Here is a 14,496-nt window from a genome sequence, read left to right as displayed (position 1 = left end):
CTTGTTGCAGCAACACCCATTAAAGGTGAGTAAGCCGAGTAAGATGCGCAAAGCGGCGTGGAATGGGGACTTTAGATCTGAGCTTTTCTTTGGTTAACACATTTAACAAAGCTTAATCCCGCCCTGAGGATGGGGATGGGGTTCTAATAATTACTTTGATTGGCTTTTGGTTTTAGTGCTAATAGTGACTATTTTTGCAAACATTTGGAAAGCTTTTCAATTCTATATTTCTGATTTCTTGCCTTACTATATAACGGAACAAACATTATTGGGGGCGACTGTTAACTTTGGTGATAAATAGGCATGTAACAAGTCACTCCACACGGAAATTTTACTCGCTATGCTCCAAAAATTCCGGAGAGTGAAGCGTTAACGCCGCATTAACTCATGGAATTTCTATCCGAAACAGACGCGTTAGAGTTAAGGCTTTAACTCGGAAATGTCCAAAGACTGTTTCATTCAACCAACCTTCCCAATCGAGGAAGGTTGGTTGCGCCATTAGACTTAACTAAAACCCAGTGTTAAATATCAAACACGATACTGCTGGGTGGCAGGAACGGCCAGTTAAGGCGTGTGGCGGTACCGTCACCTTGTTCAGCAAAAAAGTAGCCAGTCTGTGGGGTCACAAAAACCAGATTACCCCTTTTTAGCCCCATTTCTTGCAGCTGGTGGTGGGTAAATTTTGCTTCCCATAACTGTTCGCTGTGCCAGCCGTGTGCTGCTAACTCCACCCGAACTTCCGCGCCAATGGGGGTAATGGAAACAATCTCAAACGGCAAATTCGCTTGACTGTTAGGTTTATCGGATAACGCCAATTCGTGACTGCGCACATATACAGCACCGTTTTGCTGTAACTGTGGCTGCGCTGGTGGGACTAAAAATGCCGCACCATTGCGCCAGTGTGATTGTTGCCATTCAGCCGTAAACACGTTGACGTTGCCAAGAAAATCAAACACAAATCGACTGTTTGGCTGCGCATACAACTCCGCCGGAGTATTAACCTGTTCTATGTGACCATTGCTCATCACTACCACTCGATCAGACAGTTCCAAGGCTTCGTCTTGATCATGGGTGACAAACACGCTGGTGAATTTCAGTTCGTCATGCAGGCTACGCAGCCAGCGGCGTAGTTCCTTACGGACTTTTGCATCCAAAGCGCCAAAGGGTTCATCCAGCAGCAGTACTTCTGGTTGGGTCGCCAGTGCGCGCGCCAGGGCGATACGTTGTTTTTGTCCACCAGAGAGTTGCTCTGGATAACGCTGCGCCAGATGACCGAGTTGCACAGTGTCTAATAGCAGCGATACCCGTTTTTGGATCTCGGCAGCCGTTGGTCGCTGTTTACGTGGCATAACGTGGAGGCCAAACGCGACATTCTCGGCAACTGTCATATGACGAAATAGCGCGTAGTTCTGGAACACAAAACCCACATGACGTTCGCGCACATGGACTTGGGTAACATCCCGGTCACCAAAATAAAGTTGGCCGCTATCTGCGCCTTCCAGTCCTGCAATAATTCGCAGTAAGGTGGTTTTACCAGAACCAGATGGCCCCAGCAGACCGATCATTTCGCCTTCTTCAATATCCAGATTAAGTGGCGAAAGTGCCTGAAATTGCCCAAATTTTTTAGAAATATTGCTAAGACGAATACTCATAATCGGTTTTGCTCATTATCGTTATTAGCGGATAAACTGCGTTGTTGCTGCCATTCCACTGCTGCTTTTAACGCCAGCGTAAACAGGGCTATCAAAGCCAGTAAAGAGGCGCTGGCAAATGCTGCTTGTGCCTGATAATCCTCATAAAGCAATTGCACATGCAATGGTAAGGTATTGGTTTCGCCACGAATATTGCCTGAGACTACCGCCACGGCACCAAACTCGCCTACCGCTCTGGCGTTGGTAAGAATTACCCCATAAATCAGTGCCCATTTGATATTGGGTAAGGTCACGCGGCGGAACAGTTGCCACCAAGAGGCGCCGAGGATCACCGCTGCTTCTTCTTCGGCGGCACCCTGTTGCTGCATTAAAGGGATGAGTTCGCGCGCGACAAACGGACAAGTGACAAAAATGGTCACTAACACGATTCCGGGCCAAGCAAACATCACTTGCAGATCATGTTCAAACAACCAGGCGCCCAGCCAGCCACTGTTGCCGTACAGCAGCAGATAGAGTAAGCCAGCAACCACGGGCGATACCGCAAAGGGAATATCAATCAAGGTGATCAATATTTTGCGGCCTGGAAATTCAAAGCGGGTGACGCTCCATGCCAGAAATACCCCAAACACTAAGTTTATCGGTACGGTCAGCGCTGCCACTATCAAGGTGAGGCCAATGGCGTGGAGAGCATCTGGTTGACTCAAATGCTGAATATACAGTTGCCAACCGCCAGCAAAGGCTTGTTGAAAAATACTGGCTAGCGGCACCAGTAATAGTAAGCCGCTCAATAATACGGCGAGGGTGATTAGACTCCACTTAATGATGGGGGCATCACCAACCCTGGCGGGTTTAAATGGGTTCATGTGTGCTCCTTAACGCCCGCGAATACGTCGCAGATAGCGCGCTTGCCAAAGGTTAATCAGCAGTAGCAACAGTAAGGAGGTCAGCAGCACTACCGAGGCTATGGCGCTGGCGCCAGCAAAATCAAATTCCTGCAATTTCACAAAGATCATCAACGAGGTGATCTCACTGATATACGGCATATTGCCAGCAATGAAGATCACCGCGCCAAATTCACCGAGACTGCGCGTAAATGACAGTGCCGTCCCCACCATTAATGCCGGCCACAAGGATGGCAAAATGATGCGCCAAAATACTGCGCGATCCGATGCTCCGAGAGTCATCCCCGCTTCTTCTTCATCATGAGACAGTTCTTCAAGCACTGGCTGCACTGTGCGCACTACAAATGGAATGCTGGTAAACACCATGGCAACCACAATCCCCAATGGCGAGTACGCCACCTTAATCCCCAGATGCGCCAGTAAGCTGCCAATCTGACCATTTTCTGCGTATAGGGTCGCCAGCGTGATACCGGCAACGGCGGTCGGTAGTGCAAAGGGTAAGTCGACTAACGCATCCAATAATCGCTTACCTGGAAATTCATAGCGTACCAGCACCCAGGCCAGCAACAGTCCAAACAGGCCATTAAAGATTGATGCGGCTAGTGCCGACAACAGGGTGACGCGATAACTGGCAACTACTCGCGGATCGGCAATCGCTCCCCAATATTCAGACCAGCTCATTGCCCCAGTCTGCATGACCAGTCCGGTGGTTGGCAGTAACAGGATCAGACTGACAAACAGTAACGACACACCCAAACTGATGCTGAATCCCGGAAGAACCCGTTTATGGGGTAGGCGCCCGTTAGTTAAAATCACTTAATTTGTCACCGCATATTAGGTTAATTGAGTTAACGCTGTGGTTGATATGCCGAACACACAATATTGTGTCAATTGATAACCCTGATACTCGATTAAGCCAACAGACCCGGGACTCCCCCAGGTCTGATTACTTAAGACTAAACACCTGGATATTTAGCGCTTTAATAGCTGATCAAGTTTGGCACCATTGGCAAACTGGGTTTTCATGGCGTTATCCCAGCCACCGATGATTTGCTCCACAGTCAACAGGTCAACCTCGGGAAATTTACTCGCAAATTCGGCTTTTACCTTGGCATCGTGTACCCGGTAGTTAAAGCCCGCCAATAGCCGTTGGGCATCTTCGCTGTATAGATATTTAAGATACTCGGTTGCCAAATCAAGTGTGCCATTACGTTTGGCATTTTTTTCAACCACGGCCACTGGAAATTCAGCCAAAATAGAGGTTTTTGGTACGACGACTTGATAGTCATCGCTGCCATATTGTTGACGAATGTTGTTTACTTCCGATTCAAAGGTAATAAGTACATCGCCAATTCCGCGTTCAACAAATGAGGTTGTGGCACCACGGCCGCCGGTATCAAATACCGCCACATTGGCGAGGAATTTTTTCAGAAAACTATCGAGGTCCGCTTGGTCATCCTTCCCGTAGATTTTCTGGGCATAACCCAAGGCGGCTAAATAGGTATAGCGTGCATTGCCTGAGGTTTTAGGATTTGGAAACACCAGTTTCACATCATCCTTGGCTAAGTCGCCCCAATCGCTGATCTGCTTTGGATTACCCTTTCGCACCAGAAACGCAATAGTGGAATAGTAAGGCGAACTTGAATTAGGCAGCAGTTGTTGCCAGTTCGCCGGGATCAACTTGCCGCGATCGGCCAAAATTTGCACATCAGTGACCTGATTAAAGGTGACCACATCGGCAGGTAACCCTTGCAGAATCGAACGGGCTTGCGCTGACGACCCTGCATGGGACTGCTTGATCTCAACGGTTTTACCTGTCTGTTCCTGCCAATGTTTGGCAAATATTGGGTTATAGGCGCTAAACAATTCCCGCGCGATATCGTATGAGGAATTCAGCAGCGTTTGATCTGCCGCCGCCACATTGAGTGAGGTTCCTAAAAACAGGGTGCCCAATAGGGTCTTAAGCAATTTTACTGGCATTTTTACTCCTTAATTCGGTAACCGTGTCAGTGAGATGGCCCTTAGATTAATAGATGTTAATTTTTATAAGAAGGTATCTATCTAGAAGTTTTTGGAATAACTATGAGCGATTTATTGTATGCTGCTGTGGCGATTCGTTGTGTTTTGCGACAGTAAGGCTCATAGAATATGGCATCGTTTAGCGATGTTTAATGCAGAAAAAGGGTTTATATCGTGTCTGACTTTCCCACTATTGAAAGCTGTATCGGGCAAACACCGTTGGTACGTTTACAACGGTTGGACTGTGGTTCTTCTACCGTGTTACTGAAACTAGAAGGCAATAATCCGGCGGGGTCGGTAAAGGATCGGGCGGCACTGAATATGATTGTGCAGGCCGAGCAGCGGCAAGAGATCCATCCTGGCGATACCTTGATTGAAGCCACCAGCGGCAATACTGGCATTGCGCTGGCAATGGCGGCCGCCATCAAGGGCTACAAGATGATTTTAATCATGCCTAAAGATGCCACTCAGGAGCGCAAGGACTCCATGCAAGCGTATGGTGCTGAATTGCTGCTGGTGGACAATATGGAACAAGCGCGCGACTTAGCATTGACTATGCAGGCCGAAGCTAAAGGCAAGGTGTTGGATCAATTCAATAACCCAGATAACGCCAATGCCCATTTTATGACTACCGGGCCGGAGATCTGGCAACAGACCCATGGCAAGGTGACACATTTTGTCTCCAGCATGGGCACGACTGGCACTATCATGGGCGTGTCGCGTTACCTGAAAGTGCGCAATCCAAAAATTACGGTAGTTGGGTTGCAGCCGGCATCCGGCAGCTCAATTCCTGGTATCCGCCGTTGGCCGCAAGAATATCTACCGGGGATTTTTGATGCTTCGCGCGTGGATCTGTTGATGGATATTACAGAACAAGATGCCAAAGCGATGGCGAGAACCTTGGCGCAGGAGGAAGGCATTTGTGCTGGCGTCAGTTCCGGTGGCGCAGTGCATGCGGCATTGGCTATTGCCCGACAGCAACCAGGATCTGTGGTGGTGGCTATCGTTTGCGATCGGGGGGACCGTTATCTCTCGTCGGGGCTTTTTTCTTAGATTTAAGCTCGGACCGCAATGGCTAACGATGTTGGTCTATCCGTTTTTTTAGCGAAGCATCCAGCAGTTTTTCATCGTCTGTGGGGGCGCATTTAAAGGGAAAGCCAAGATTTTCGGCATCTGGGTTAAGTTGTGTCGGCGTTTTTACTACGCGATAACAGGTGTCACCTTGCTTAACAATACGGTTGGGATCGAGCGGCGAGTCGAGTGAACCGTTGCGTTCGCCCATTGGGAGCGTTGGCAATACTAGCGACGCAGGATCTGGTGTCATCACGCTCAGCGTTTTGTGCGCGGTTTGTTGTCTGGCATGTTCTGTTGCTATCTGATTTAACGTCTCTAATTGTTGTTGCTGCAGATAACGAACGGTGATGTTTCGTATATCAGAGGTTTTTACCGCCGTTGTTTCTGGCGGATTAGCGGTTGCCGAAGCGTTCGGTGTTTTGTGCGCTGTAGCGCTTATGGTGGTTTTTGCGGTGGAGTTGTCATGGTGTGGCTGCGGTGGTTTTTCTGCCGTTTGGCGCATGTCGAGGCGCTGAGTCGTTGGTAAGGTTTTCACTGTGCTGTTGGTTGTGGCTTGCGGTGTTGATACGGCGATGTTTTTAGCTGGTGTCTGATATAAGAATGCATGAATTGGCGTTGGTGTGCCGATAATGGTAGGTGTCAGCGTTGGTGGTGTTGTTTTGTAAGATAGGTATGCCGCTATTACTATATGGAATAGCGCGACAGGAAACAGATAACGCCATAATTGCCTGGCGTTAAGTTTTTGTTGATGATCAATTATTACCTGTGGTTGGAAAACCATGCAGTCCTTGCAAAAGTTATCTTTATCAACGTGTTATTTTGAACCATAGAATGCGCAAAAGTTCAGCTAGCATCGGCAGCTATTGGCTCGTTGCGGTCAAGTTTTCTATAGACTTCCTCGCTAAATTGTATGTTGTGGTTAACGTGTTCAAGGCATCATTCGGTCGGTTCATCTGTGACTATTTTATCCATGCTGTTTTCAAGGCTGTTTGGTTACCGCGTGGCAGAAGGTTTAGTTTCCTGGCGAGGATAGGTTACGGAAAGGCTCTGTCTATCAAAGACAAATGTGAGACGACGAGTATTTGCAGGCGCAAAATGTGTTTATTTTCAGTCAAGCAGATAGCATCAACTTAGCGCATCAACTTAGCATAGTTATCATCGAAAAATTTCATCGTGCTAATATCACTGCGTTTTTAATTAAGGAGTTGCGAATATTTCTTCAACTCATTCAATATGTTGTATTTGTAGTTACCAACATGAATGGGGGCCGGATAAAGTCTGTCTCGCGTAAGGAGACAACGTTCGGTTTAACCACTTAACCATTGTGTGTTCAGAATATTTTTGTGATAATCTTCACGTTTATCGAACTGTGCGGACAAAACTCACATTTTGTTTGTGGGCTTAAGTGGCGTAAGTCAATTGTCGGGCTAACCTTTGTTGTCGGATATCACCGTTGAATTTGGGCTTGTATGCCTGTTTTCAAAGGAGTTTTCCGTTAAACCTGTGATAGCAGTGTCGGGAAGTTAAGTAATCAGTATTTTCTCGAACTGGGGTTTGGTTTTTCGCCACTATCCAAAGGTTTGATTTATACAGATTGGTTCTGGCGTCTATTATATCGTCGCCGCAAGCTCTCGGTCCGGTATCAATAGCGTTGTTCACGCTGCTGCCTTTCTGGCAGTGGATGTTATCAACCTCTGTCGTTAGAGGAAGGTTCTTTGTGTTTATTCGTAGCCTAAGTAAAGTCGCTTTGGCCGCCATGGTGTTATTCCTGGCTGGCTGTGAGGGGGGCGTGCTCGACCCGAAAGGTCATGTGGGGTTGCAGGAGAAAAATCTGATTATCGTCGCTACCGTACTGATGTTGTTGGTAGTCGTTCCGGTAATCTTTATGACCCTGTTCTTTGCATGGAAATACCGTGAAGGTCGCGACGAACTCTATATGCCCAAATGGGCGCACTCAAACAAAATCGAAACTATTGTTTGGATAGTTCCGATTATCATCATTGTTATTCTGGGGACTATTACCTGGAAAACTACTCATGAGTTGGATCCCTATCGTCCATTGGACCATGAACGTGATCATCTGACGGTGGAAGTGGTTTCTCTCAACTGGAAGTGGCTATTTATTTATCCTGAACAGGGGATCGCCACTGTCAATGAGTTAGTGTTTCCGAAAGATGTTCCAGTGCAATTCAAGATTACATCTGATTCGACGATGAACTCGTTCTTTATCCCGCAGTTGGGTAGCCAGATCTATTCTATGGCCGGGATGGAAACTAAGTTGCACCTGATTGCTAACGAAGCAGGTACTTTTGATGGTATGTCTGCCAACTACAGTGGTGCAGGCTTTACTGGCATGAAGTTCAAGGCTACGGCAACACCAACGGATGCTGATTTTAATAATTGGGTAGCGTCTGTTAAATCCAATAACGCTGTGCTGAATTCTCAGAGCTATGACGAGTTGGCTAAACCCAGCGAAAATAACCCAGTGCAATATTACGGGGCTGTTCAAGACGGTCTGTTCCATCAGATTGTGATGAAATATATGCAGCACTATAACGATTGGGGCAAGGGCGGTAACGAGCATGGCGAACACCAAGGGCACGGCAGTACTGAAGCTGCAGAGCCTAGTATGCATATGATGCATCATGATTCGTCATCAGCTGTTGAACACGCCAAAGCCAATGGGGAGGCGTAGGAGTCGACATGTCTTTATTAGGTAAACTCTCTCTTGATGCGGTTCCTTACCATGAACCCATTATTATGGTTACGCTGGCAGCAATTGCTGTGGGTGGGCTGGCACTGCTAGCCATCTTAACCAAGTACAAAGCCTGGGGAATGCTCTGGAATAACTGGATCACCTCTGTGGATCATAAACGTCTGGGGATCATGTACATCGTTGTGGCGATGATCATGTTAGTTCGTGGTTTCGCTGATGCCATTATGATGCGAACCCAGTTAGCCCTGGCGACTAATGGTGCAACAGGTTATCTACCACCTGAACATTATGACCAGATCTTCAGTGCTCACGGTGTCATCATGATCATCTTTATGGCAATGCCATTTATGATCGGTTTGATGAATATTGTCGTGCCGCTGCAGATTGGGGCACGTGACGTGGCCTTCCCGTTCCTGAATAACCTCAGTTTCTGGTTAACTGCATCTGGTGCCGTATTGATTAACATCTCTCTGGGTGTTGGTGAATTTGCGCGGACAGGTTGGGTCGCTTATCCACCGCTGTCGGAGCTGACATATAGTCCAGGGGTTGGGGTTGATTATTACATCTGGGCGTTGCAGATATCGGGGCTAGGTACCTTGCTCACGGGCGTGAACTTCCTGGTAACCGTATTTAAGATGCGCGCCCCCGGCATGAAGCTGATGCAGATACCGGTGTTTACCTGGGCTTGTACCTGGGCCAACATCCTGATTGTGGCTTCATTCCCCATTCTAACCGCTACTCTTGGCTTGCTGACTCTGGATCGTTATCTGGATTTCCACTTCTTCACAAATGAAGCGGGTGGTAACGCCATGATGTACATCAACCTGTTCTGGGCTTGGGGACATCCAGAGGTATATATTCTGGTGCTGCCAGCATTTGGGATTTTCTCTGAGATTGTGGCGACCTTCAGTTCTAAGAAACTGTTTGGTTATACCTCAATGATTATGGCCAACGGTGCAATCTCTATCCTTGGCTTTATCGTATGGTTGCATCACTTCTTTACCATGGGTTCCGGCGCTAACGTTAACGCCTTCTTTGGCGTTATGACGATGATTATCGCGGTGCCAACAGGGGTTAAGCTGTTCAACTGGATCTTCACTATGTTCCGCGGCAAGGTGCGTATCACTGTACCCATGTTGTGGACCTTGGGCGCGATGACCACCTTTACTATTGGCGGTATGACCGGGGTGCTGCTGGCAGTACCAGGCGCCGACTTTGTATTGCATAACAGTCTGTTCCTGATTGCTCACTTCCATAACACCATTATTGGTGGCGCGGTATTTGGTTATCTGGCTGGGTTCTCATACTGGTTCCCGAAAGCCACTGGTTTCAAACTCAATGCCAAATATGGTAAAGCGGCTTTCTGGTGCTGGCAGATAGGGTTCTATGTTGCCTTCATGCCGCTGTATGTCCTGGGCTTCCTTGGTATGACTCGTCGTCTGAATCATACGGATAATCCTGACTGGAACATCTGGTTGTATATCGCTTGCGTAGGTGCCTTTATCATCCTGCTGGGCATTATCTTCCAGTTCACTCAGTTGTATGTTTCTATCCGTGATCGGAAGCAGAATCTGGATACTACCGGTGATCCATGGGGTGCTCGTACCCTGGAATGGTCAACAGCATCACCACCACAGTTCTATAACTTCGCCAAAACACCTGAAGTGCATAGCATTGATGCTTTCATGGAAGCGAAGGAAAACGGTACTGCTTACGCTAAACAGGCTGAGTACGCACCAATTCATATGCCGAAAAATACCTCTGCTGGTGTATTGATGGGCGCAGCGCTAACTGTCATGGGCTTTGCCTTGATATGGCATATCTGGTGGTTAGCTATCGTAGGATTTGTCGGCACTATCGGCATCTTCATTGTCCGGGCTTATAACACCGATGTGGACTATTACGTACAGCCTGATGAAGTCAAACGTATTGAAGAAGCCCATCTGAAAAATGTTGCGGAGGTTGCAGCATGAGCACCCTGAGTCACACTATGGATGCCGGCGCACACGACGAGCATCATCACGATACTGGTAAGGTCACGCTATTTGGTTTCTGGCTTTACTTGATGACAGACTGTTTGTTGTTTGCGTCTGTATTTGCCACCTATGCCGTGTTGTATATGAACACTGCTGGTGGAGTATCTGGTCACGATATTTTTGAGCTTGATTATGTTGCAGTAGAAACCGCAGCGCTGTTGCTTAGTAGTATCACTTATGGCTTTGCCATGCTGGCAGCACATAAGAAAAACGTATCAGGCACGCTAGGCTGGTTGGTGATTACATTTATCTTCGGTTCGGTGTTTATCGGCATGGAGATCAACGAATTCCACCACTTGATTGCCCAAGGTAATGGTCCTGATCGTAGTGCGTTTCTATCCGCATTTTTTGCGTTGGTTGGGATGCATGGTCTGCACGTGACCGCCGGTTTGATCTGGATGGCTATCATGATGCTGGAAGTGATCAAACGTGGTTTAGGTAATCGCACACTGACCCGTTTGGGATGCCTGAGCATGTTTTGGCACTTCCTAGATGTTATCTGGATCTGTGTGTTTACTGTTGTGTACCTGATGGGGGTAATCTAATGAGTGATATGGCTAATCAAGCGGCTCATGATGACGGCCACGGCAGTGCTAAGTCCTATCTGATTGGATTTGTGCTGTCGATTATCCTGACAGCTATCCCATTCTGGGCGGTCATGACTCACCAGTTAAGCAAACCCGCGACTGTTGTGTTGGTTGTGGTCATGGCGGTTGTGCAGATAATCGTGCATTTGAAATACTTTCTACATCTGGATTTCACGCCACATGGCAAGGAAAATGCGATTGCATTTATCTTCTCGGCTGTGATTATTGGGTTAGTGGTTGGATTATCTATTTGGATTATCTACAGCGCTAATGCCTTAATGATGTACATGTGAGTAATGGCGCCATGATAAAACCCTATCTCAACGTCACTAAGCCCGGCATCATCATCGGTAATCTGATCTCGGTTGCTGGAGGATTTTTTCTTGCCTCCCGTGGACATATAGACTGGTTCTTGATGTTAGCAGCTGTTGTCGGCTTATCTTTGGTTGTTGCTTCTGGCTGTGCCATCAACAACTGCATAGATCGTGATATTGACGCCAAGATGAAACGTACCCGTAACCGAGTCACGGTGACGGGCGAATTGTCTGCATCCAAAGCGTTTTGGTTCGGTGTGCTGTTGGGATGTGTTGGGTTTGCCGTGCTTGCAACCTGCACTAACGCTATGGCGACCTTATTTGCAGCTATCGGCTTCGTTGTCTATGTTGGCTTTTATAGCCTGTATATGAAGCGTAAGTCGGTTTATGGAACTATGGTCGGAAGTCTCTCTGGCGCAGTTCCGCCTGTGGTAGGGTATTGTGCGGTTGCCGGCCAGTTTGATGCGGGTGCTGCGATATTGTTGCTGATGTTTTGTCTGTGGCAGATGCCGCATTCATATGCCATCGCTATTTTTCGCTACGATGACTATAAAGCCGCAAATATTCCGGTATTGCCGGTAGCACAGGGTATCGCCAAAGCGAAGCTGCATATTGTGCTTTACATTGCAGTGTTCAGTATTGTGACGGCATTGTTGCCTCTGAGTGGTTATACCGGAACGGCGTTTATGATCGTTGCCTGTTCCACCAGTTTATGGTGGCTGGCAATGGCCTTGCGGGGCTATCGTAGCGATGTTGATGTTAATGGTTGGGCACGTCAGGTGTTTGCTTTTTCCATTTTTACCATCACCGCACTGAGTATCACCATGGCGCTTGATTTCAGAATGGTTACACCACAACTGTTTGTGCAGTTGTGAACCTAACCGCAAGTAAAAAGCCTGGTCATCGCTACCAGGCTTTTTTGTTTTTGTGACTTTATACTACATGGCAACAGCTGGATGCTTTGCTTCCCACTTCTTCCAGATCTTGTCGTGAAAGTAAAACACCACGGTATTGATGCTGGGTTCAATTAAAGCGACAGCACCGCCGACTAACACGCTACCTGTCAACAGATAGGTAATTGTGAATGCCACACTGAAATGCAACACCGCAAAAGTTAATGTCTTGATCATCATTCCACCCCACCTAACACGTATGACTTAATGATAATGGTTATCATTTATAAGTAAAGTGGAGGGAATCGATTATTCTAAACGATATTTCGTTTCCTATTTCAGTAATACCAAGGGAATGCCGAAAAGTCCTGATCGCGTTTTTCCAGAAAAGCATCGCGCCCTTCCTGTGCCTCGGCTGTGCCATAGGCAAGTCGAGTTGCTTCCCCGGCAAATAACTGCTGTCCCACTAAGCCATCATCAGGTAGGTTAAATCCATATTTAAGCATGCGCATCGCGGTTGGACTCTTAGAATTGATTTCCTTAGCCCAGCGCAACGCTTCCCGCTCCAATTCAGCGTGAGGTACTGATCTGTTGACCATTCCCATGGCAAAGGCTTCATCGGCGCTGTAATTGAAGCCACAGAAGAAAATCTCCCGCGCTCGCTTTTGTCCAATCATTTTTGCTAAGTAAGCACTGCCATAACCGGAATCAAAGCTGGCAACATCGGGATCTGTTTGCTTAAAAATGGCGTGTTCTTTAGATGCCAGTGTTAAATCGCACACCACGTGCAAACTATGACCACCGCCAACCGCCCAGCCTGGCACTACCGCAATCACCACTTTGGGCATAAAACGGATTAGTCGTTGCACCTCAAGAATATGCAATCTACCCATGCGAGCTAAGTCAGCTTTTCCTGTTTCCACGCCCTCGTACTTATAACCATCCTTGCCACGAATACGTTGATCGCCACCGGAGGAAAATGCCCATTGACCTTTTGCTGACGGGCCATTGCCAGTCAGTAACACACAACCTACATCAGACCATTGGCGCGCATGATCTAGGGCTGTATAAAGCTCATCAACGGTTTTGGGACGAAAGGCATTCAGGCAATCGGGTCGGTTAATAGCGATACGAACCGTACCCTGTTCCTTAGCTCTGTGATAAGTCACATCTTCAAAATCAAAACCTGGGACCTGTTCCCAAAGCTCGGCGTCAAAGATATCAGATACAAATTGCGACATAGTTGCGGCCCTTAGATAAAAAGAAAGTGACTCAAAGTCACTATTGGTTATGAATAAATGATTAGAAGTTATCGCAGATAAAAAACAGGTTATCTTTGCTAAAAACCGGATGAGAAACCACATTTCCTTTACAGTAGTGATCTTTAAAATCGGCGAATGTGTCAGGGGTCTGCAGTACCCGATTCAATTCCTGTAGCTCTGGGTCAGATAACCGTTCAGCAAGAGAAGACCTTAGTTTAGCGCGCTTCTGATCAATACGTATGATCTGCGTACCGGTCATGGCATCAAGCTTGCGCTCGATTTTATTCAACAGTGCTTCTGTTTGGGCAATGGGTTGATCTAGCTTGTCTGTCTTAGTCGCTAGGTAATAGATAACCGCTGCCAATACCGCCAAAATAATCCATCCTCTCATAGTGCTTTCTTCATCTATTTCTGCGTGAGATAAGTCATCTTACTTCAAGCTTGCGGCAAATAGTGTAGAAATCCATATCAACATCCAAATACTGACCCAAAAAATATTAAAATTTACAGGAAAAAAATTGGCCAAGGCCTACACTGAATAAACGGATGTTCAGCGTTATTCCCTACAAAAGCTGGTCATTAGCCGCTTTTTTGCACCCAAACTATTTAACTTTTAAGCGGTTGGATGGTTTCTTGAACAAACGAAAAAAAACTTCGATTTAGCTCTTGCGCAAACAAGCTGGGGGCCTATAATGCGCACCCACTGACACGGCAACAGCGAAGCGCTGGCGGTGTTGCAGGCAAGGCGGCGAAGCTGAATTGTCTGGGCGAAAAAAGATTGGCGCAAGCCACTTGACGCCAAGTTGGGGTGGTGTAGAATGCACGTCCCTGTTCGGAGATAAGCCCGAACAACGCTCTTTAACAATTGATGAGACAAGCAAATCTGTGTGGGCACTCGCAGTGAATAAAATCGCAAAACGATTTAAAACTCACTGAAGAGTGTTCGAATAGAACAGTCATTCATTAGAGTCAAAAACTTTTAATTGAAGAGTTTGATCATGGCTCAGATTGAACGCTGGCGGCAGGCCTAACACATGCAAG

The 14,496-nt window shown here is 47.2% G+C and carries 14 protein-coding genes; 6 read left to right on the top strand and 8 right to left on the bottom strand.

The window, feature by feature from the left end; translation table 11 throughout:
* Positions 1-521: 521 nt before the first annotated feature.
* From J3L11_RS17700 to cysP, 4 genes are all read right to left on the bottom strand, one after another.
* A complete protein-coding gene (locus J3L11_RS17700) occupies positions 522-1,652 on the bottom strand; it encodes a TOBE-like domain-containing protein (protein ID WP_207571826.1) in 1,131 nt (376 codons plus the stop codon).
* A complete protein-coding gene (gene cysW, locus J3L11_RS17695; RefSeq protein ID WP_207571825.1) occupies positions 1,649-2,515 on the bottom strand; it encodes a sulfate ABC transporter permease subunit CysW in 867 nt (288 codons plus the stop codon). The genes J3L11_RS17700 and cysW overlap by 4 nt, the downstream gene beginning before the upstream one ends.
* 9 nt (positions 2,516-2,524) lie before the next feature.
* A complete protein-coding gene (gene cysT / locus J3L11_RS17690) occupies positions 2,525-3,370 on the bottom strand; it encodes a sulfate ABC transporter permease subunit CysT (protein ID WP_207571824.1) in 846 nt (281 codons plus the stop codon).
* A gap of 156 nt (positions 3,371-3,526) precedes the next feature.
* Entirely contained in the window at positions 3,527-4,534 is a 1,008-nt protein-coding gene (gene cysP / locus J3L11_RS17685; protein ID WP_133040629.1) for a thiosulfate ABC transporter substrate-binding protein CysP, read from the bottom strand.
* Between the two features lie 210 nt (positions 4,535-4,744).
* Between cysP and cysM the strand changes: the two genes are divergently transcribed.
* Complete coding sequence (gene cysM / locus J3L11_RS17680) at positions 4,745-5,626, top strand: cysteine synthase CysM (protein WP_207571827.1); 882 nt, start codon at positions 4,745-4,747, stop codon at positions 5,624-5,626.
* A 22-nt stretch (positions 5,627-5,648) separates the two neighbouring features.
* Here cysM and J3L11_RS17675 read toward each other — a convergent pair whose 3' ends face one another.
* Positions 5,649-6,428, bottom strand: coding sequence for a hypothetical protein (locus J3L11_RS17675; RefSeq protein WP_207571823.1), 780 nt, complete (start codon positions 6,426-6,428; stop codon positions 5,649-5,651).
* Positions 6,429-7,364: 936 nt separating this feature from the next.
* On the opposite strand from J3L11_RS17675, the gene cyoA reads away from it, so the two are divergent.
* The 5 genes from cyoA to cyoE are packed head-to-tail and all read left to right on the top strand — an operon-like array spanning position 7,365 to position 12,175.
* On the top strand, positions 7,365-8,342 hold the full coding sequence (cyoA, locus tag J3L11_RS17670) for a ubiquinol oxidase subunit II (RefSeq protein WP_133040632.1): 978 nt from the start codon (positions 7,365-7,367) through the stop codon (positions 8,340-8,342).
* Positions 8,343-8,350: 8 nt separating this feature from the next.
* Positions 8,351-10,336, top strand: coding sequence for a cytochrome o ubiquinol oxidase subunit I (gene cyoB, locus J3L11_RS17665; RefSeq protein ID WP_189619021.1), 1,986 nt, complete (start codon positions 8,351-8,353; stop codon positions 10,334-10,336).
* Positions 10,333-10,944: a cytochrome o ubiquinol oxidase subunit III gene (gene cyoC / locus J3L11_RS17660; protein WP_207571822.1), complete on the top strand. Its 612-nt coding sequence runs from the start codon at positions 10,333-10,335 to the stop codon at positions 10,942-10,944. The genes cyoB and cyoC overlap by 4 nt, the downstream gene beginning before the upstream one ends.
* Positions 10,944-11,279 carry a cytochrome o ubiquinol oxidase subunit IV gene (cyoD, locus tag J3L11_RS17655; protein ID WP_207571821.1) on the top strand — a complete coding sequence of 112 codons (336 nt, stop codon included), beginning with the start codon at positions 10,944-10,946 and terminating at the stop codon, positions 11,277-11,279. Before cyoC ends, cyoD begins: the two co-directional genes overlap by 1 nt.
* Positions 11,280-11,290: 11 nt before the next feature.
* On the top strand, positions 11,291-12,175 hold the full coding sequence (gene cyoE / locus J3L11_RS17650; protein WP_133040635.1) for a heme o synthase: 885 nt from the start codon (positions 11,291-11,293) through the stop codon (positions 12,173-12,175).
* Positions 12,176-12,238: 63 nt separating this feature from the next.
* Here the strand turns inward: cyoE and J3L11_RS17645 are convergent, their stop codons facing one another.
* The 3 genes from J3L11_RS17645 to J3L11_RS17635 all read right to left on the bottom strand — a co-directional run bounded on the left by J3L11_RS17645 (position 12,239) and on the right by J3L11_RS17635 (position 13,846).
* A complete protein-coding gene (locus J3L11_RS17645; RefSeq protein ID WP_133040740.1) occupies positions 12,239-12,430 on the bottom strand; it encodes a DUF2061 domain-containing protein in 192 nt (63 codons plus the stop codon).
* Between the two features lie 101 nt (positions 12,431-12,531).
* Positions 12,532-13,434 (bottom strand): 1,4-dihydroxy-2-naphthoyl-CoA synthase, encoded by a 903-nt coding sequence (locus J3L11_RS17640; protein WP_189619020.1) that lies wholly within the window; start codon positions 13,432-13,434, stop codon positions 12,532-12,534.
* A gap of 61 nt (positions 13,435-13,495) precedes the next feature.
* On the bottom strand, positions 13,496-13,846 hold the full coding sequence (locus J3L11_RS17635; protein ID WP_207571820.1) for a hypothetical protein: 351 nt from the start codon (positions 13,844-13,846) through the stop codon (positions 13,496-13,498).
* Positions 13,847-14,496 lie beyond the last annotated feature (650 nt).

The organism is Shewanella sp. 4t3-1-2LB (assembly GCF_017368415.1).
GTDB classification, from domain to species: Bacteria; Pseudomonadota; Gammaproteobacteria; order Enterobacterales; family Shewanellaceae; genus Shewanella; species Shewanella fodinae.
Note: the sequence above shows the minus strand (reverse complement) of the source record. Positions and strands in the feature narration are given on the sequence as shown.